The following is a 19,252-nucleotide window of genomic DNA, read 5'->3' as shown; positions in this document are numbered from 1 at the left end:
AATGTGGAAAAGGCGGTTGACGTACATTGCCAGGGCTCTTTAGTGTTCAGGTACTGCGAGCTTATCCCTGGTTTCGGATGTCTTTGTTAGGCACTGCCAAGCACTTCATTACCTTTGAGCTAATCCAACGATGGAAATACGCCATTTCCGCTACTTTCTGGCCGTTGCCCGGCAGCGAAATTTCACTCGCGCGGCTGAGCAGCTGGGCATTGCACCGCCCACGTTGAGTCGACAGATCCAGGACATGGAAGCCAGCCTGGGCACGCGCTTGTTTATCCGCCGGCAACGCGAGGTCAGCCTTACCGAAGCGGGCGCTGCCTTGTTGATCGAAGCGGAGGCCACCGTACGCCAGTTCGAATTCGCCCAGCGTAATGCGCAACGGGCAGGGCGTGGCGAGATAGGTCATATCGAACTGGGGTACGTGGCGTCAGCGGTGTACTCCGGGCTGTTGCAGCGGCAAATGCAGGCGTTCAGCCAAGCGTTTCCGGATGTCAGCGTGAACGTGCGCGAATGCGCGATGGCCACCCTGCCAGGCGCCGTGGCGGACGGGCGTTATGACATTGGCTATATCCGCTCACCCATGACCTTGCCCAATGGGGTGGAGGCGCTGCGCCTGGACAGCGAAGGTTTTGTGTTGGCGCTGCCCCAGGATTCCTGGCTGCTTGGGCTCAAAGCCATCGGCTGCGAGCACCTGCAAAACGAGACCTTTATCCTGCCGGAACAAATCAGCGGCACTTTGCAGGTCGCAGCCCAAGGTGGTTATGCGCCGCGTCTGGGCCCGCAACCGGGTGGGTTGGTCGCGGTGATGGCGCTGGTGTCGCTAGGGCAGGGCGTGGCGGTGGTGCCGGCGTCGATGGTAGGGCATGTGAGTTTGCCGGGCGTGGTGTACCGCACTATTCAGGGCAGTGAGGCGTCGTCGTGGCTGTCGCTGATCCACCGGCGCTTCGAAAAAGCGCCGGCGGTTGTTCGCTACATTCAACAGGTCAAACAAGCACCAAACGTCCCGTCGTAGCAGCTGTCGAGCGCCAGCGAGGCTGCGTCGGGCGCGCTACCGATTCAAAATCGAGGCGCGCCCGACGCAGCCTCGCCAGGGCTCGACAGCTGCTACGCGGGTTTGGGTCAGGTGAGGCGGGGCTGAACGGAGTCCGCCAGGCGCGTGAGGATCAGGCAGCACGACACTGCCCCTGCATCCAGCACCCCCAGTGAGCGCTCGCCCAAACGGCTGGCTCGGCCGATTTTTGCCACCAGGTCCTTGGTTGAGTCGCGCCCTTGTGAGGCGGCGATTTTCATCGACTCCAGGGCATCATTGAAAGAGGCTCCGCCAGCGTGCGCTCGCTCAAAGGCTTCAACCGCCGGGATCAGCGTGTCCATCAGGCACTTGTCGCCCACACCTGCCTCGGTAATGTCCTGCAACGAGGTCAAGCCACCGCGCAGCAGGTGGGCAAAGGTTGCGGCGTCGATGTCGTCACTGCTGCGCACTTCATCGGCCATGCCGATAAACAGGCTGCCATACAGTGGCCCCATGGAGCCGCCGATGCCTTCCATCAAGCTCAAAGTCAGCTCGTCCAGCGCTTCGGCCAAGGTCAATTGACGGCCCTCGATGGTGCGTCCGCAATGGGCGAAACCCTTGGCCATGTTGATGCCGTGGTCGCCGTCGCCAATCGCGCCGTCGATTTCGCTGAGGTACTCACGGTTGGCCACGATCACGCTGACCAGATCGGTCACGATGGCGCCGCCGTCGCGGGTGGAAAAATGCTGGCTCATGGTTCACTCCGCCTGGGTCATGCCGATGGAACGGCAGGGTTGGTCGATCAGGGTTTTAAGCTCCGCGTCGAGGCCGAGCAGGGTCAGGGTTACGCCCATCATTTCCAGGGAGGTGAAATAGTTGCCCACGTAGCAGCGGTGAATCTTCAAGCCCTTGGCCTTGAGCTGGCGCTCCACCTCGGCGTAGAAAATGTACAGCTCCATCACCGGCGTGGCGCCAAGGCCGGAGACCAGCACCACGATGCTGTCGTCCTTGCTGAAATCACGGTCGGCGAGGATCGGCGCGAGCATGCGTTCGGCCATGGCGGCGGCGGACTCGATGGGGATGACTTCGATACCCGGTTCGCCGTGATGGCCGATCCCCAGCTCCATTTGGCCGTCGGGGATCTGGAAGTTCGGCTTGCCCACCGCGGCAATGGTGCAGGGCGTGAGGCCGATCCCAATCGAGCGGCAGTGATCGACGGCCTTCTGGGCGACACGAATCACGCCGTCCAGGTCGTAATGTTGGGCGGCAGCCGCACCGCCGACCTTCCACATGAAAATTTCCCCGGCCACCCCGCGCCGCTTGGCAATATCGGCCTTGGGCGCGGAGGCCACGTCGTCGTTGGCGACCACGGTGCGGATGCGCATGTCTTTGCTGGCGGCCATCTTCATTGCCAGCTTCACGTTCATATTGTCGCCGGCGTAGTTGCCGTACAGGCAGGCCACGCCCGCGCCATGATCGGCGGCGCGGAAGGCGTCGAAAAAGCTCTTGGCGGTGGGCGAAGAAAAAATCTCGCCGACGGCCACGGCGTCCACCAGGCCTGGGCCGACATAGCCGAGAAAGGCCGGCTCATGGCCGGAACCGCCGCCGGTGACGATACCGACGCGGCCTTGCCCGGACGGCTTGGCCTTGCCGATGACCCGTGGGTTGGACTCGTATTGGCGCAACTCAGGGTGCGCGACCAGGATGCCGCGCAGCATATCCTCGACCACTTGGTCCGGATCGTTGATGACTCGATTCATAACGCGGGTTCCTGTGTTTTTGTTCTATATGAGCGATGACAACCCAATATGTGTTCTTAAGGTTCGAGGACTACCTTCAGCGACTTGTCCCCGCGCTCCATCACCGCAAAGGCTTCCTTGAAATCCGCCAGCGCAAACTTATGGGTCACCACGTCGCGCATATCGATCTTGCGATTGCCGATAAAGTCGATGGCGCGTGGGTACATATACGGCCCCAAGTGCGAGCCCAGTACGTCCAGTTCCTTGCGGTCGCCAATAATCGACCAGTCCACCGTGGCTTCGTCATTAAATACGCTGAATTCGACGAAGCGTCCCAACTTGCGCAGCATCGCCAAGCCTTGGTTTACCGCCTTGTGATGCCCGGTGGCTTCGATATAGATGTCGCAACCGTAGCCCTCGGTAATCTCGCGGATCTTGGCCAGCACGTCCACCTCGGCCGGGTTCCACACTTCATCGGCGCCCATACGCAGGGCGAGGGCGGCGCGCTCGGGTTTCATGTCCAGCACAATGAGCTTTTTCGGGTTGCGCATGCGCACCGCGCCGATGATTCCCAGGCCCAGGGTGCCGGCGCCGGCGACTACTACGACATCGTCAAAATCCACGTTGGCGCGTTCCGCCGCGTGCAGCGAGCACGCCAGCGGTTCAATCAGGATCGCTTCATCCGGCGCAATGGAATCCGGCACTTTGTGGATAATGCCTTCCTTGGTGAAGATCATGTACTGAGCCATGGCGCCCTGCACATTGTTCTGGAAACCATAAAGGTCATGCTTCTGGCACATCCAATACTGGCCGTGGTTGCAGAAACGGCAGCCCCAGCACGGCACGATTTGCTCGGAGATTACCCGGTCGCCGACCTTCACCCCGCGTTTCTCTGCGCCTGGGCCCAGGGCGACCACGCGACACACGAATTCATGCCCGGGAATCATCGGCGGTTTCACATAGCGCGGTTGCTCGGCATCGCCCCAGAACGAGGGCGCGCCGCGATAGGTCTTGATGTCGCCCATGCAGATGCCGCACAGCTCAACCTTGGTGAGGATTTCATCGGGTCCTGGGGTAGGCACGTCGACGGTTTCCAGGCGGTAATCTTCCGGGCCATGGCAGACCACCGCCTGCATGGTCTTCGGGATAGTCGGGGACAGTTGTTCAGGTGTACGTTCGGTGACGGTGGACATGACAAAACCTCACGACAAAAAATGAATTACTGGATGCTGTAGCCGCCGTCGATCACCATGTTCGCGCCGGTGATCATCTGGGCGGCATCGCTGAGCAGGTACAACGCCAGCCCGGCGATTTCTTCCGGTTGCGCAAAGCGGCCTGCCGGGATCTGCAATTTGGCGCGTTCGCCCACTTCACCGGCCCAGGCTTTCTTGCCCAGCGCGGTTTCGACGATGGTGGGGGAGATGGCGTTGACGTTGATCTGCGGCGCCCATTCCATGGCCAACACCTTGGTCATGCCGACGATCGCCGCCTTGCTCGCGCAGTAGGCAACGTGGCGGTCCAGGCCAATCACGGCGGCTTGGGAGGCGAGGTTGACGATGCGCCCACTGCCCTGGGCCAGCATGTGTTTGGCGCAGGCTTGGGCGACGAAGAAGCTGGCCTTTAGATTGATATCCAGGGTGATGTCCCAGGCGCTTTCGTTGATGTCGATGGCTTTGTCCAGCAGGACGACACCGGCGCTGTTGATCAGGTAATCCAGGCGCTGGAAGTGTTCGAAAACCGTGTCGATGGTGTGTTGTACCTGGTCTATTTGGCTGAGGTCGACGGCAATGCCCAGATGCCCGGCGCCCAGGCTGGCCGCGACTTGCGCCACTGCCGGGTCGCGGTCGAGCAGCGCTACGCGGGCGCCGCGTTCCACCAGCAAGTTGGCACAGGCCAGGCCGATCCCGGCGGCCCCCCCGGTGATCACCGCGCAACGGCCGGTGAGGTCGAAGGCTTGGTTCCAGAATCCAGACATGAATGACTCCTCTATGATCGTTCCCACGCGGAGCGTGGGAACGATCAGGTTACTTACCGCCGCTGACTTGTTTGTACAGCGCATCCGCATTGGCATTGGTTACCGGCACCCAGGGCAGGATGTAGTTCTTGGCGGTGCCATCGCCCCATTTCACGTCCTTGGCATAGCGCTCCCAGATCACCGACTGCGGCTTGTAGTCCTTGCCGGCCAGTGCGCGCAGCGCCACATCCAGCGCACCTTGGGATTGGGCTTGGGCGTCTTGCAGGAAGGTGGTGACCTCGTCTTTTTTCGCTGCCTGGATCGCGTCCGGCATGCCGTCGATGGAGGTCACCGGCACGTCCTTGGAGGACAGCCCATGGGATTTCAGCGCTTGCACAGCGCCCAGTGCCATGTCGTCGTTCTGCGCGATCACGCCGTTGATGCCTTTGGGGTGGGCGTTCAGCCAATCCTCGGTGAGGGTCATGGCCTGGGCGCGGTCCCAGTTAGCGGTTTTTTTCTCGATGATCTTGATGTCCGGGTGCTTGCTCAGCACTTCCAGTTCGCCTTTTTCCCGGTCGATCTGCGCCGACTGGCCAATCGGACCCTGGATGATCACCACGTTGCCTTTGCCGTTGAGCTTGTCGACCATGGCTTGTGCCTGCAGGCGGCCGCCTTCCACGTCGTCATTGCCCACGTAGGGCACAGAGGCATCGGCTACTTTCGTATTGGAGGCGATGACCACCACGTCGTTGCTCATGGCTTGCTTCACGGTGCCCACGCCGGCCTTGGTGTCGATCGGCACGAACAGGATGGCGTCGTAGTGCTGGGTCACCATGTTTTCGATCTGGTTGTTCTGGGTCAGGGCGTCATAGTTGCCGTCGAACACGGTCAACTGCACAGTGCCGTCCTTGACGGCCGGGTGCTCCTTCAACTCGCGGACCCAGTTCTGCATGAACTGGCCCTTGAGGCCGTAGACGGCGGCGCCGATTTTGTAGGTCTTGCCATCGGCCGCGAGGGCAATACTGCTGGCGAGCAGGGAGAGGGCCGCGACGGCAGCCAAAGACATTCCAGGTTTCATGGTGAGAACTCCGCTTATTGTTGTGGGTCGTTCAGTTCATTTTTCGAGGCAAAGCGACTAGCGTTTTTTCTTGCGCCACACGTCGATCAGTACGGCGAACACGATGATCAGGCCCTTGGCGACCTGCTGGTAATAGGAGGAGACGCCGAGCAGGTTCAGCCCGTTGTTGATCACCCCGATCAACAGCGCACCAAACAGCGTGCCGACGATGCTCCCGGTGCCGCCCGACAGGCTGGTGCCGCCGATGACCACCGCGGCGATCGCGTCCAGCTCATAGGAAACCCCGGCCTGGGGCAGGGCGGAGGTGGTGCGTGCCGACAGCACCACACCCGCCAGTCCGGCGAGCAAGCCCGACACCACGTACACCGAGAACATCACCTTGCGCACCCCAATGCCGGAGGTGCGCGCGCTCTTTTCATTGCCGCCCACCGCATACACATAACGGCCGTAGGTGGTGTAGCGCAGCACCATCCAGAAGATCAGTGCGACCACGGCGAAGATGATGATCGGGATGCCAATCGGGCCGATCTTGCCGATGCCCAGCGCCAGGTAGGCGTCGGGCAAATCGGTGATCGGGCTGCCGTCATTGAGGATGAAGGTCATGCCCCTCGCGACGCTGAGCATGCCGAGGGTGGCCACGAACGGTGGGATCGACAGGTTGGCGACCATAAAGCCATTCACCACCCCGAGCATCGCCCCGGCAAACATCCCGGCGCTGACGGCGGCGAGCAGGCCGTAACCCTGGGTCGCGACCATCGCGCTGCACAATCCGGCAAACGCCAGGATCGAGCCCACCGACAGGTCGATGCCCTTGGTCAGGATCACGTAGGTCATGCCTACGGCGAGGATGCCGTTGATCGAGGTCTGGCGCAGGATGTCCATCCAGTTGCGCCAGGTCATGAAGTATTCGCTGGAAAACGCCATCACCACGCACAGCAGGATAAACACCAGCGGCAAGCCGAAACGGTCCAGGGACAGGCGCAGACGATTGCGCGGTGGGGCGGTCATGGGTGGGGCGATGGTTTTGGCATTCATGAGGCAAGACTCAATAAAGCTTCCTGGGAAAGAGCGGTGTCAGTGCTGATGGTCACCAGCCTGCCGCCTTTGAATACAGCGATGCGATCGCTCAGGTGCAACAGTTCCGGGGCTTCCGACGACACCACAATGGCGGCGCCACCGGCGCGTACGAACTGGTCCAGCAGGTGATAGATCTCTTGCTTGGCGCCTTCGTCGATGCCTCGGGTGGGCTCGTCGCACAGCAGGCACACCGGCTCGGTCGACAGGCATTTGGCGAGCACCACTTTCTGTTGGTTGCCGCCGCTCATGGAGGCCACCGGCAGTTCCAGTGACGTGGTCTTGATCTGCAGGCGCTTGACCATGTCCTGGGCCAACTGGGTTTCCTTGCGCGCATTGATCAGTGACCAGCTCGACAGGCGTTTGTAGGCCGACAGTGCAATGTTCGACAGAATGCTGCCGGTCAGCACCAGGCCGCTGTCTTTACGGTCTTCGGTAACCAGCGACACGCCGGCGTTGATCGTGGCTTTGGGCAGGCCGATCGGCATGGGTTTGCCTTGCAGGGTGACGCTGCCGGAATCCGCGACCGTCAGGCCGTAGATGCAGTTGAGAAACTCGCTGCGCCCTGAACCCATCAAGCCATAGATGCCGAGAATTTCGCCTTGGCGCAGTTGCAGACTGATGTCGTGGAACTCACCGTTGCGGCTCAGGTTGTCGACTTGCAGGCAGGTATCGGCCGCGCATTCGCGGCCGACCTTGTGGTCGATGCGCGTCAGTTCCTGGCCGACGATGCCGCGCACCAAGTGGTTGCGGTCGATGTCGGCCATGCGTCCGCTTTCCACAAAAGCCCCGTCGCGAAAGATGCTGTAGTCGTCGGCGATCTGCGCCAGTTCGCTCAGGCGGTGGGACACATACACGATGCCGGCGCCGCGTGCGGTGAGGCGGCGGATGGCCTTGAACAGTGTTTCAGCCTCACGCTCGCCGATGGCGGAGGTGGGTTCGTCCATGATCATCACTTGGCAGTCATGGCTGAACGCCTTGGCGATTTCCACCAGTTGGATCTGCGCCACGCTCAGGCGGTGCATGGGGCTGGTGGCGTCGACGTCGAATTCCAGGCTTTCCAGCAGCTCGCGGGTGCGGCGGTTGAGGGTCTTGCTGTCGACGATGCAACCGGCGCGACGCGGTTCGCGGCCCAGCCAGATGTTTTCGGCGACGGTCATATAGGGGATGGGTTCCAGCTCCTGGGTGATCATCGCGATCCCCGCCGCCAAGGCTTCGCTTGGGCGGTTGAACCGTACGGGTGTGCCGTTGAGCAGGATGGTCCCGGCGTCACGCGCGGTGATGCCCATCAAAATACTCAGGAAAGTCGATTTGCCTGCGCCATTGCCGCCGCACAAGGCGTGGACGCTGCCGGCCCGCAGAGAGAGGCGCCCGTCACGCAGGGCAGGGACCCCGGCGTAAGCCTTGGCGACGTGTTCAGCCTGGAGCAGTAATGGCGTGGCCATCGGCGTGTCCTCGTGCTGTGAATTCTTATTAGGTCGCACAGTCATGTTTCGCTGTGAGCATATGTGTATCAAATGAAATTCTGATCAGTCAATCTCTTTCACTTAAAAGGTGTAAATCTCATCTTGCGTGCCAATAAAGCCCTTTTAGGCTGCTTTGACTGTGAGGTCAGTTAAAACCTGCTTGACATAAAGGGGTGAATGCCTGAGAAATGACTGAGCGAAATTTCACTGAATGATCATATGATCAGTCATAAGTACGATCACGGCAGCGGAGCCAGACGCCATGAACACACCTTTCCCGGTGGCTATCGGATGCGATGAAGCGGGTTTTGAGCTCAAAGAGCTGTTGAAGCGCCATATCGAGGCACTGGGTTACCCGGTGACCGACTTCGGTACTCACTCCACGGCGCCGGTGTTGTACCCGGACATCGCCCTGGCGGTGGCCACTGCTATCAATGCCGGGCAACAGCGGCTGGGGGTGTTGGTGTGCGGCACGGGAATTGGCATGGCTATTTCAGCCAACAAAGTACTGGGCATTCGTGCAGCGCAGGCCCATGACACCTATTCGGCGGAGCGCGCGCGCAAGAGCAATGACGCGCAGATCCTGTCCATCGGTGCGCGGGTGATCGGCGCAGAGCTGGCCAAAAGCATCGTCAAGGCGTTCCTGGAATCGGAGTTCGAGGCAGCGCGTTCCGGGGCCAAGGTCGACCGTATCAATGCGATCGAGCGCGATGGGCATCAGTAGTGGACGGGACGGGGCAAGAGTCGGGAGAATGCGCCTTTGACGCCGAAACGGAAGCCCGTCCCCATGAGTGACAGTACCCAGCGCATGGCCAGTGATATCGATCAGATGACCGAAGTGGCGATGCTCTATTACCTCGAGAACGTCACTCAGGAAGCCATCGCCAAGCGCTTCGACCTGTCGCGAGCGAAAGTCAGTCGCTTGCTCAAACGTGCGCGCGATGAAGGGATTGTCGAGGTGCGCGTGTTGCAGCACCCGGCGATGAACAACGAGCTGGAGCAGGCGCTGGTGGAGCGCTTCAAGCTCGACCGCGCGTTGATTGCCGTCGATCACAGTGAGCCGGATACCCAGCGTTCGGCCGTCGCCAGCCTGGTGGCCAACTACCTGAACAAGACCTTGAGTGACGGCATGATCGTCGCGGTGGGCATGGGGCGTAACGTGGGCGCAGTGGCGGATAACGTGTTCCTGCCGGTGACGCGCAATTGCACATTTGTCTGTGCCATCGGCGGTTCGCTCAAGGCGGGCGAATACATGAACCCCGACCACATTTGCCGACGCCTGGCCCTGCGCTTTGGCGGTGAGAGTGAAAGTTTGTACGCCCCAGCTTTGGTGGCCAACCCGGAATTGCGCAGTGTGCTGATCAATAACGACACGGTGCGCTCGACGCTTGATCGTGCGCGCCGCGCCGATATTGCGCTGATTGGTATTGGCGATATGAGTGAGAACAGCAACATGGTGCGCATGGGCTGGTTTTCACCGCAGGAAATCGCTCAGGCGCGGTTGTCCGGCACGGTGGGTGACATGATGGGCTATGACTTTATCGACATTCACGGGCAGCCTGCGGTCAACGCTATTCAAGGGCGGGTGATCGGGCTGACGGTGCAGGAGTTGTTTCGCATTCCTGATGTGGTGGCAATTGCCAGTGAGAACACCAAGGCGGCGGCGACGCTTGGCGCGTTGCGCTCGGGGGTGATCAATACGTTGGCAACCACGGTGACGAATGCGCATACGATCCTCGCGCTCGACGACGCCACCCGCAAGTCCTGATTTATCGAGGCGAGAGGGCTTTGCGTGGCGAGCGGGGTTGCCCCGCGTTGGGCTGCGAAGCGGCCCCAGAGCCTGCCACGCAGGTTTAACAGGAAAACCACAGCGTTCCTGATAGGGCTGCTACGCAGCCCAGCGCGGGGCAAGCCCGCTCGCCACAGGAAACAAGTGCTACCGGAGGTGTTTGGCGTGGGCTACAGATCTTGTAATAGTTTTGCATTGTAGGAAATTTGTATTTCGCCTGTACGATTCAAGTCCTTTTCTCATTGCAGGACTTGCATGAACACCCTCTCGGAGCCTCCCAGTCGTCTTTCCCCAAGACATCCGCTGCCGCTGTTCCCTCTGAAGCACCCCGTATTCCGACTGCTAACCTTGTCCCGGTCCACTGACCGCGCATTGCCGTGCCCGGCATTCTGAAAACCTGAATACAGAGACTCTTTAAATGGAATGGTTGGCGGATCCAACGGCCTGGCTCGGCCTGTTGACCTTGATTGTGCTGGAACTGGTGCTGGGTATCGACAACCTGGTGTTTATTGCGATCCTGGCGGACAAGCTGCCGCCGGAGCAGCGCGATCGTGCGCGGTTGATCGGTTTGTCCCTGGCATTGCTGATGCGCCTGGGCTTGTTGGCAAGTATTTCCTGGTTGGTGACCCTCACTCAGCCGTTGTTTGAGGTGTTTGACAAGAGCTTCTCCGGCCGTGACCTGATCATGTTGTTTGGTGGTGTGTTCCTGTTGTTCAAGGCCACCATGGAGTTGCATGAGCGCCTTGAAGGTCATGTGGCGCAGCGTTCGGGCAATGTGGCCTATGCGATGTTCTGGCCGATCGTGGCGCAGATCGTGGTGCTCGACGCGGTGTTCTCCCTCGACGCAGTGATTACCGCCGTGGGCATGGTCGATGAACTGGCGGTGATGATGATCGCGGTGATCGTGTCCATCGGCCTGATGATTGTTGCGAGCAAGCCGCTGACCCGTTTCGTCAACGCCCACCCGACGGTGATCATGCTGTGCCTGGGCTTTTTGATGATGATCGGTTTCGCCCTGACCGCCGAAGGCCTGGGTTTCCACATTCCGAAGGGCTACCTGTATGCAGCGATTGGTTTCTCGATTCTGATCGAAGTGTTCAACCAAATTGCCCGGGCTCGCCGCAAGAAGTCGGCGCAAGGTGTGTTGCCGATACGTGAGCGTACCGCCCATGCGGTGATGCGCTTGCTGGGCGGTCGCAGCCTGGCCGTGGAAGAAGTCGGTGAAGAGGTGGCGGACCTGCTGGGCGAGCCGGATGCGAACCGAGGTCCGCTGTTTGACCGACGTGAGCGCGTGATGATCAGCGGTGTGCTGCAATTGGCCGAGCGACCGATCCGCAGCTTGATGACCCCGCGGGCGAAGGTGGATTGTATTGATTTGGCGGACGATCCCGAGACGATCCGCCAGAAACTGATGCATTCGTCCTACTCGCGCCTGCCGTTGATCCGCAACGGCGCTGTCGATGAGCCATTGGGCTTTGTGCACAAGAAGGAATTGCTCAAGGAGTACCTGGCGGGCAATGAGCCGAACCTGGAGCATCTGGCGCGCCGGGCGGTCAACCTGCTGGAAAGCTTTTCGATCCTCAACGCCTTGGAGCAAATGCGCCAGGAGTCGACCCACATCGCGTTCGTGATCAACGAATTCGGCGACTTTATGGGTGTGCTGAGCATGACCGACATCCTTGAATCCATCGCCGGTGAATTGCCGGATGCCAGCGAAATCGAAGGGCCGGATATCGTCGAGGAGGGTGAGGGTTTTCGTGCCAATGGCGCGTTGAATCTGAACCTGGTTCGTCAGCGCACCGGCTTCAAAGCCGTTGCTACCGAGGATTACCAGACCCTTGCGGGTCTGGTGATGAGCCTGCTGGACCGTTTGCCGGTGGTGGGCGACAGCCTGGAGCATGAAGGCTGGCGCCTCACCGTGGCGGCAGTGGAGGAGCGGCGGGTGACGCAGGTGCTGTTGGTACCTGTGGCAGGTCGAATGTAAACGACCCCGAGTGACCGTTGGCGTAGTGAATAAACAGCTGTTCAAAGTAGCTGTCTTGATACTCTGGGTCGACAACCCCTTTGATGTTGTCGACCACCTGGGCATTTTTGTACACCACTAGGGTCGGCGTGCCGCTCACCCCGTCGATTTTTGGGGTTTGGGCGGTGTCGAGGATCAGGCCTTTTACACGCCCCTCGTGCACTTCGGCGGCGCGATTAAAGCGTGGCGCAACCCCCATGCAGGCGTGGCAGGATTGAGCAGTAAACAACGCGATAACCAGTGGGTGTTCATCCAGCATTTGTTGGTATTCGTTGTGGTCGTTGATGACCGCGTTTGCGATACCCATGATGATCTCCTTGTGCGCTGGTCGGAAGGGTTGCTCCGAGTACGCTAAATCGCGAGATCACCACCGTCTACTGTCAACCTTCACAGGTAGACACGCTCACGCATCACCCTCACGTTCCTTGCATTCGTGCCGGTCATTGCTGGTCGAGGCCGTAACAACACAGCAAAACAACCAGAAGGCTTAACTTCATCACACCAGGCTCCTACAGACAGATATTCCCCCAGCCTAGCCCAGCCCAAAAACAGCCACACACCTGTGGCAAGAAAACCTCGTAGCGAGCCCGCTCGCCACAGAGAACAGCCACGGTGCACGGTAACGCCGTCGTGGTGCACGGCATCCAACTGTCACCGCCGTGTGGGGTCTTGAGTAGCAACATGATTGCGGCTGCTGGCATAGCGCCTCGTGCCAGCTGAATATTTATCTAATTGATTTAAAACAACTTTATCCCCGTCATGTTTTTTTGCTGCTTCGTGTGGCACACTTTCTGCTGTCTATTCCGTTGTTACATACTAAGTTCCGGTATAGCGGAATACACAACTCCTGGAGTGCTTGTCATGCATCACCGACCTTCCGTGTTTAAAGCGTGTGTTTTTCTCTTCGCCGCATCGGCTTCCCTCGCAAGCGTTGTGCACGCGGCGGACAGCAAGCTCGACGATGTGCTCAAGCGTGGGCATCTCATCGTGGGTACAGGCAGTACCAATGCGCCGTGGCACTTCCAGGGAGCGGATGGCAAGTTGCAGGGGTTTGATATCGACATCGGCCGCATTGTGGCCAAAGGATTGTTCAACGACCCGAGCAAGGTCGAGTTTGTGGTGCAGTCGTCCGACGCACGGATTCCCAACCTGCTGACCGACAAGGTCGACATGAGTTGCCAGTTCATCACCGTCACCGCCAGCCGTGCGCAGCAGGTTGCCTTTACCCTGCCGTACTACCGCGAAGGCGTGGGCCTGCTGCTGCCGAACAACAGCAAGTACAAAGAGATCGAAGACCTGCAAGCGGCGGGTGATGGCGTCACCGTGGCCGTGCTGCAAAACGTCTACGCCGAAGAACTGGTGCACCAGGCATTGCCCAAGGCCAAGGTCGACCAGTACGACAGCGTTGACCTGATGTACCAGGCCGTGAACTCCGGTCGCGCCGATGCTGCGGCCACCGACCAGTCCTCGGTCAAATACCTGATGGTGCAGAACCCAGGCCGCTACCGCAGCCCAACCTACGCCTGGAGCCCGCAAACCTATGCGTGCGCGGTCAAGCGTGGCGACCAGGACTGGCTGAACTTCGTCAACACGGCGCTGCATGAAGCCATGACGGGTGTGGAATTCCCAGCGTACAAGGCTTCGTTCAAACAATGGTTCGGTGTAGACCTGCCAGAGCCTGCGATTGGTTTCCCTGTTGAATTCAAGTGATGTGTAAACCGGGGGCGCAGCGTTTTGCGCCCCGCTTTAGGTACTGCCGACCATGAACTATCAGTTGAACTTTGCCGCCGTCTGGCGCGATTTCCCCAGTTTGCTGGCGGGACTCGGCCTGGGCCTTGAACTGGCTTTGCTGTCGATCGCGATTGGCTGCGTGATCGGCCTGCTGATGGCGTTTGCCATGCTGTCCAAACACCGCGCGCTGCGAGTCTTCGCCTCGGTGTATGTGACGGTGATCCGCAATACGCCGATCCTCGTGCTGATCCTGTTGATCTACTTTGCGCTGCCGAGCCTGGGGATTCGCCTCGACAAAATCCCTTCCTTCATCATCACCTTGTCGTTGTACGCCGGTGCCTATCTGACCGAAGTATTCCGTGCCGGGCTGTTGAATATTCCCAAGGGCTTGCGTGAGGCCGGGCTGGCTATCGGCTTGGGCGAGTGGCGTATCCGCGCCTACATCACCGTGCCGGTGATGCTGCGCAACGTGCTGCCCGCGCTGTCGAACAACTTTATTTCGCTGTTCAAGGACACCTCGCTGGCGGCCGCCATCGCGGTGCCGGAGCTGACCTATTACGCCCGTAAGATCAACGTCGAAAGCTACCGGGTGATCGAAACCTGGATGGTTACGACCGCGCTCTACGTGGCTGCCTGTTACCTCATTGCCATGCTGCTCCGTTACCTGGAACAGCGTCTGGCGATCCGTCGTTAAGGAGGGTTCCATGTACGAGTCCCCCAGCTGGTTGCATGAGTTGTGGATCGCCCGGGATACGCTCTGGGCGGGGTTTCAGACCAGTATCTATTGCTCGGTGCTGGCCATTATTTTTGGCACGCTGATCGGCATTTTCGCCGGGCTGATCCTGACCTACGGCAAATTTTGGATGCGCGCGCCGTTTCGTTTGTACGTCGATCTGATTCGTGGCACGCCGGTGTTTGTGCTGGTGTTGGCGTGTTTCTACATGCTGCCGGCGCTCGGTTGGCAAATCACCGCGTTCCAGGCCGGTGCCGTCGGGCTGACGCTGTTTTGCGGCTCCCACGTCTCGGAAATCGTGCGGGGCGCGCTGCAAGCCATTCCCCGTGGGCAACTCGAAGCGAGCAAGGCGATTGGGCTGACGTTCTACCAGTCCCTGGGCTATGTGCTGTTGCCCCAGGCGCTGCGCCAGATCCTGCCGACCTGGGTCAATTCCTCCACGGAAATCGTCAAGGCCTCGACCTTGCTTTCGGTGATCGGCGTGGCCGAGTTGCTGTTGAGCACTCAGCAAGTGATCGCGCGCACTTTCATGACCCTGGAGTTCTACCTGTTCGCCGGGTTTCTGTTCTTTGTCATCAACTACGCCATTGAATTATTCGGGCGTTACATTGAAAAGCGGGTGGCCTTGCCATGAACCAACCTCAAACAGACCAACCGCTGCTGAACATTCGCGGCCTGCGTAAACAATACGGCCAAGTGGAAGTGCTCAAGGGCGTCGACCTGTCCATGCAGCGCGGCAACGTGGTGACGTTGATCGGTTCTAGCGGCTCGGGCAAGACCACGCTGTTGCGTTGCGTCAACCTGCTCGAAGAATTCCAGGGCGGGCAGATCACTCTGGATGGCGAGTCCATCGGCTACAGCGAAATCGCCGGCAAGCGCGTGCGCCACCCGGAACGCGTGATCTCCCAGCACCGCGCGATGACCGGCATGGCGTTCCAGCAATTCAACCTGTTCCCGCATTTGACCGCGCTGCAAAACGTTACCCTTGGCCTGCTCAAGGTTAAAAAGATGGGCAAGGACGAAGCCGTGGCCCTGGCGGAAAAATGGCTGGACCGTGTGGGCTTGCTGGAGCGTCGTAATCACTTTCCCGGTCAGTTGTCTGGCGGCCAGCAACAGCGCGTGGCGATTGCCCGCGCCATTGCGATGAACCCCAGCTTGATGCTGTTTGATGAAGTGACGTCGGCCCTCGACCCGGAACTGGTGGGCGAAGTGCTCAGCGTGATCAAGGGCCTGGCGGAAGAGGGCATGACCATGTTGCTGGTCACCCACGAAATGCGCTTTGCCTATGAAGTGTCTGACAAAATCGTATTCATGAACCAGGGTCGCATCGAAGAGCAGGGCAGCTCGAAGGACATCTTCGAGCGCCCACAGTCGCCGCGCCTGGCGGAATTTTTGAAGAATATTCGTTTTTAATCAGGAGTTATTTTTATGAGCATTACTCGTTACGGCACCGGCAGCACCGCCGGCGGCGGCCAGCCACGTCCTTTCGCCCGTGCGGTGGAAGCCGACGGCTGGCTCTACGTCTCGGGCCAAGTGCCGGCGGTGGACGGTGAAATCATCAGCGGCGGGATCGTCGAGCAAACCCGCCAGACCTTGCGCAACGTGGTGGCAATTCTTGAAGAGGCCGGCTACGAGTTGAAAGACGTGGTGCGCGTGGGCGTGTGGCTGGAAGACCCACGAGACTTCTGGAGTTTCAACAAGGTGTTCGGCGAATACTTCACTCCGGAACACGCCCCGGCGCGCGCCTGCGTGCAGGCCAATATGATGGTCGATTGCAAGGTTGAGATTGATTGCGTGGCCTATAAGAAAAAAGGCTAAATGATCGTTCCCACGCTCAGCGTGGGAACGCCGCTCTGGATGCTCTGCATCCGCTTCTGTGACGCAGAGCGTCACGGTATGCATTCCCACGCAGAGCGTGGGAACGATCATCTGTAACGGAACCGACACTGCCATGACCGAAGACACCATCAAACGCCGCGCCAAAGGCCTCGATCGCGCATTCGATATCCTCGATTTCCTCAAGGAAATCGGCCAGCCCCTGCGCCCGAATGATATTGCCAGCGGCATCGGCAGCCCCAAATCCACCGTCTACGAATTGGTCGCGTCCTTGCTTGAGCGACGTATCCTGGAAACGGTGGGCAAGGACGGTCACGTCTACCTCGGCCGCCAGTTGTACTTTCTTGGCCAGGCCCACCTGCGTCATTTCGACCTGACCCGCGAGGCCGACCACGCCTTGCAGGAAATTGTCAGCCAGACCCACGAAACCGCGCAGATGTGCCTGCTCAACGGGCGCAAATACACGGTGGCGCTGATGCGTGAAGGTGAGCGGCACTTCAGAATTTCCTCGGACATCGGTGAAAACGCGCCGATCCCGTGGACCGCGTCCGGGCGTTTGCTGCTGGGGCACCTGAGCGACCAGCAGATCATTGACCTGATCGACCACGACGATTTCATCCTGCCCGACGGCCAGCGCCTGCCACTGGAAACCTTTCTGGCGCAAATCCGTCAGGCCACCCTCGATGGCTTTTTCTCCTTCGACAGCGTGGCCGACACCTTCACCCATTGCTTTGCGGCCCCCGTCCGGGACGCGCAAGGCATCAGCATTGCGACCTTGTGTATCGTCGCCCCACGCGCCGATGCCATCAACCATTACAACGACTATCGCCGGGTGTTGATCGACAGCGCCAACAACCTGGCCCGTCGCATCAACGAATAGGAGTTTTCCATGTCTGCCATCAACGCCGTTGAAAAAGGCGCCGCCGCCGTCGGTGCCCACCTGGTCCGTGACGTCAGCCTGCCGGCCCTGGTACTGCACCGCGATGCCCTGGAGCACAACATTCGCTGGATGCAGGCATTCGTCAGCAACAGCGGCGCAGAACTCGCGCCCCATGGCAAAACCAGCATGATGCCGGCGCTGTTTCAGCGCCAGATCGCCCAAGGCGCCTGGGGCATAACCTTGGCCAATGCGGTGCAGACTCGCGCTGCGTATGCCGGTGGTGTACGCCGCGTACTGATGGCCAACCAACTGGTTGGCGCGCCGAACATGGAATTGATCGCCGACCTGCTGGCGGATAAGGATTTCGACTTCCATTGCATGGTCGACCACCCGGATAACGTCGCCGATCTCGGCCTGTTTTTTGCTGCCCGTGGCCTGCGCTTGAATGTGATGATCGAGTACGGCGTGGTCGGTGGCCGTTGCGGTTGCCGCAGCGAGCAAGAAGTGCGCGACCTGGCCAAGGCGATCAAGGCCCAGCCGGCCCTGGCCCTTACCGGTATCGAAGGTTATGAAGGCGTGATCCATGGCGAGCACGCTATCAGCGGCATCCGTGAGTTCGCCGCCAGCCTGGTACGCCTAGCGGTCGACCTGCAAAACAACGGCTCTTTTGACCTGCCAAAACCCATCGTTACTGCGTCAGGTTCGGCCTGGTATGACCTGATCGCCGAGTCCTTCGAAACCCAAAACGCCGCCGGTCGTTTCCTCAGTGTGCTGCGCCCTGGCAGTTACGTGGCGCATGACCACGGTATCTACAAAGAGGCGCAATGCTGTGTGCTCGACCGTCGCAGTGACCTCAACGAAGGCCTGCGCCCGGCACTGGAAGTCTGGGCTCACGTGCAATCGTTGCCCGAGCCAGGTTTTGCGGTGATTGCCCTGGGCAAGCGCGACGTGGCCTACGACGCTGGTTTGCCGGTGCCGCTCAAGCGTTACAAGGCGGGTATTGTTCCGGCTGAAGGTGATGATGTGAGCGCCTGCAAGGTGACTGCAGTGATGGACCAGCATGCGTTCATGACGGTGGCGCCGGGTGTGGAACTGCGCATTGGCGACATCATCTCGTTCGGCACCTCCCACCCATGCCTGACTTTCGACAAGTGGCAAGTGGGCTGCCTGGTGGATGAGCAACTGCAGGTGATTGAGTCTCTGCATACCTGTTTCTAGACCGGGTCGTTCCCATCGCAGCATGGGTATCTACACATCTCTTGGAATTGCGCTAAACCGTGGGGAGGGAGCTTCGGGTGGGCCATTTTTCTTAGGTAGATTGAGTACATATCCGTTGGTGTGGTAACGGCTGAAATGGGTTCCGCCCTTACGGCGGGTCACTTTTGAACAGCGCAAAAGTAACCAAAACGCTCTTGCCCCACCACTCGGCACCTCGCTGTGGCTCGGTGTGCCCGCACTCCGGCTTGAATCCGTGGGCCGCCGCGATGGGCCATCCTTGGCCCAGCGTGGCTAACCCGGCGTCCTGCCGGGTTACCCACGGATTCAAGCCTGCGTGCGGCCATCGTGGTTAATGGGGCGGCTGAGATCAAGATCACAAGCAGATCAAAAGCAGAGCACGGCGGCCTGAAAGCCGACCTGAGTGGCGTGGATCAAAAGCCAGATCAGAAGCAGGGCAGATTGCAGTTTCCCTGATGTATGGAGATTAAAAATGTGGAAGCGGGCTTGCTCGCGCACATGTTTTACCGCTTTTGATCTACACCACTCAGGTCGGCTTTCAGGCCGCCGTGCTCTGCTTTTGATCTTTTTGATCTTGATCTCAGGCGCCCCATTAACCACGCTGGCCGCAAGTAGGCACGGTGGAGCGGGTAAACCGGCAAGGATGCCGGTTTAGCCGCGCTGGGCCAGGGATGGCCCATCGCGGCGACCCGCGCAGCCGTGCC

19 protein-coding genes are annotated in these 19,252 nt (G+C 59.9%); 11 read left to right on the top strand and 8 right to left on the bottom strand.

What is annotated here, in order from left to right:
* Nucleotides 1-130: 130 nt before the first annotated feature.
* Nucleotides 131-1,012, top strand: coding sequence for a LysR family transcriptional regulator (locus tag BFL40_RS12225; RefSeq protein WP_071484232.1), 882 nt, complete (start codon nt 131-133; stop codon nt 1,010-1,012).
* 107 nt (nt 1,013-1,119) lie between these two features.
* On the opposite strand, the gene dhaL is transcribed toward BFL40_RS12225, so the two are convergent.
* Genes dhaL through BFL40_RS12190 form a run of 7 tightly spaced genes read right to left on the bottom strand, consistent with a single transcriptional unit; the run spans nt 1,120 to nt 8,299 of the window.
* Nucleotides 1,120-1,764 carry a dihydroxyacetone kinase subunit DhaL gene (gene dhaL / locus BFL40_RS12220; RefSeq protein ID WP_071484231.1) on the bottom strand — a complete coding sequence of 215 codons (645 nt, stop codon included), beginning with the start codon at nt 1,762-1,764 and terminating at the stop codon, nt 1,120-1,122.
* A 3-nt stretch (nt 1,765-1,767) separates the two neighbouring features.
* On the bottom strand, nt 1,768-2,769 hold the full coding sequence (locus tag BFL40_RS12215; RefSeq protein ID WP_071484230.1) for a dihydroxyacetone kinase subunit DhaK: 1,002 nt from the start codon (nt 2,767-2,769) through the stop codon (nt 1,768-1,770).
* Between the two features lie 56 nt (nt 2,770-2,825).
* Nucleotides 2,826-3,941 (bottom strand): MDR/zinc-dependent alcohol dehydrogenase-like family protein, encoded by a 1,116-nt coding sequence (locus BFL40_RS12210; protein ID WP_071484229.1) that lies wholly within the window; start codon nt 3,939-3,941, stop codon nt 2,826-2,828.
* A gap of 26 nt (nt 3,942-3,967) precedes the next feature.
* Entirely contained in the window at nt 3,968-4,723 is a 756-nt protein-coding gene (locus BFL40_RS12205; protein WP_071484228.1) for an SDR family oxidoreductase, read from the bottom strand.
* A gap of 49 nt (nt 4,724-4,772) precedes the next feature.
* Nucleotides 4,773-5,780, bottom strand: coding sequence for a substrate-binding domain-containing protein (locus BFL40_RS12200; protein ID WP_071484227.1), 1,008 nt, complete (start codon nt 5,778-5,780; stop codon nt 4,773-4,775).
* A gap of 57 nt (nt 5,781-5,837) precedes the next feature.
* Nucleotides 5,838-6,815 carry an ABC transporter permease gene (locus BFL40_RS12195; RefSeq protein ID WP_071484226.1) on the bottom strand — a complete coding sequence of 326 codons (978 nt, stop codon included), beginning with the start codon at nt 6,813-6,815 and terminating at the stop codon, nt 5,838-5,840.
* A complete protein-coding gene (locus BFL40_RS12190; RefSeq protein WP_071484225.1) occupies nt 6,812-8,299 on the bottom strand; it encodes a sugar ABC transporter ATP-binding protein in 1,488 nt (495 codons plus the stop codon). Before BFL40_RS12190 ends, BFL40_RS12195 begins: the two co-directional genes overlap by 4 nt.
* Nucleotides 8,300-8,582: 283 nt before the next feature.
* Here BFL40_RS12190 and rpiB point away from each other — a divergent pair, with 283 nt between their 5' ends.
* The 3 genes from rpiB (at nt 8,583) to BFL40_RS12175 (ending at nt 12,093) form a co-directional block, all read left to right on the top strand.
* On the top strand, nt 8,583-9,044 hold the full coding sequence (gene rpiB / locus BFL40_RS12185; RefSeq protein ID WP_071484224.1) for a ribose 5-phosphate isomerase B: 462 nt from the start codon (nt 8,583-8,585) through the stop codon (nt 9,042-9,044).
* 63 nt (nt 9,045-9,107) lie between these two features.
* Nucleotides 9,108-10,088 carry a sugar-binding transcriptional regulator gene (locus BFL40_RS12180; RefSeq protein WP_071484223.1) on the top strand — a complete coding sequence of 327 codons (981 nt, stop codon included), beginning with the start codon at nt 9,108-9,110 and terminating at the stop codon, nt 10,086-10,088.
* A gap of 439 nt (nt 10,089-10,527) precedes the next feature.
* The gene (locus BFL40_RS12175; RefSeq protein ID WP_071484222.1) at nt 10,528-12,093 is read left to right on the top strand and encodes a TerC family protein; all 1,566 of its coding nucleotides are present in this window, start codon (nt 10,528-10,530) and stop codon (nt 12,091-12,093) included.
* Here the strand turns inward: BFL40_RS12175 and BFL40_RS12170 are convergent.
* Nucleotides 12,023-12,439, bottom strand: coding sequence for a thioredoxin family protein (locus BFL40_RS12170; RefSeq protein ID WP_071484221.1), 417 nt, complete (start codon nt 12,437-12,439; stop codon nt 12,023-12,025). The genes BFL40_RS12175 and BFL40_RS12170 overlap by 71 nt on opposite strands.
* Nucleotides 12,440-12,993: 554 nt before the next feature.
* Here BFL40_RS12170 and BFL40_RS12165 point away from each other — a divergent pair.
* The 7 genes from BFL40_RS12165 (at nt 12,994) to BFL40_RS12135 (ending at nt 18,530) form a co-directional block, all read left to right on the top strand.
* Nucleotides 12,994-13,842: a transporter substrate-binding protein gene (locus BFL40_RS12165; RefSeq protein ID WP_017135917.1), complete on the top strand. Its 849-nt coding sequence runs from the start codon at nt 12,994-12,996 to the stop codon at nt 13,840-13,842.
* 52 nt (nt 13,843-13,894) lie between these two features.
* Nucleotides 13,895-14,557: an amino acid ABC transporter permease gene (locus BFL40_RS12160; RefSeq protein WP_071484220.1), complete on the top strand. Its 663-nt coding sequence runs from the start codon at nt 13,895-13,897 to the stop codon at nt 14,555-14,557.
* Between the two features lie 10 nt (nt 14,558-14,567).
* Complete coding sequence (locus tag BFL40_RS12155) at nt 14,568-15,230, top strand: amino acid ABC transporter permease (RefSeq protein ID WP_071484219.1); 663 nt, start codon at nt 14,568-14,570, stop codon at nt 15,228-15,230.
* Nucleotides 15,227-16,009: an amino acid ABC transporter ATP-binding protein gene (locus BFL40_RS12150; RefSeq protein ID WP_071484218.1), complete on the top strand. Its 783-nt coding sequence runs from the start codon at nt 15,227-15,229 to the stop codon at nt 16,007-16,009. The genes BFL40_RS12155 and BFL40_RS12150 overlap by 4 nt, the downstream gene beginning before the upstream one ends.
* A 15-nt stretch (nt 16,010-16,024) precedes the next feature.
* Complete coding sequence (locus BFL40_RS12145) at nt 16,025-16,414, top strand: RidA family protein (RefSeq protein WP_017737239.1); 390 nt, start codon at nt 16,025-16,027, stop codon at nt 16,412-16,414.
* Between the two features lie 133 nt (nt 16,415-16,547).
* A complete protein-coding gene (locus BFL40_RS12140) occupies nt 16,548-17,312 on the top strand; it encodes an IclR family transcriptional regulator (protein ID WP_071484217.1) in 765 nt (254 codons plus the stop codon).
* A gap of 9 nt (nt 17,313-17,321) precedes the next feature.
* Nucleotides 17,322-18,530 carry an amino acid deaminase gene (locus tag BFL40_RS12135; protein ID WP_071484216.1) on the top strand — a complete coding sequence of 403 codons (1,209 nt, stop codon included), beginning with the start codon at nt 17,322-17,324 and terminating at the stop codon, nt 18,528-18,530.
* Nucleotides 18,531-19,252 lie beyond the last annotated feature (722 nt).

It is taken from the genome of Pseudomonas costantinii, from assembly GCF_001870435.1.
In the GTDB taxonomy this organism is placed as follows: Bacteria; Pseudomonadota; Gammaproteobacteria; order Pseudomonadales; family Pseudomonadaceae; genus Aquipseudomonas; species Aquipseudomonas costantinii.
This window is presented reverse-complemented; position numbering and strand designations above follow the sequence as displayed.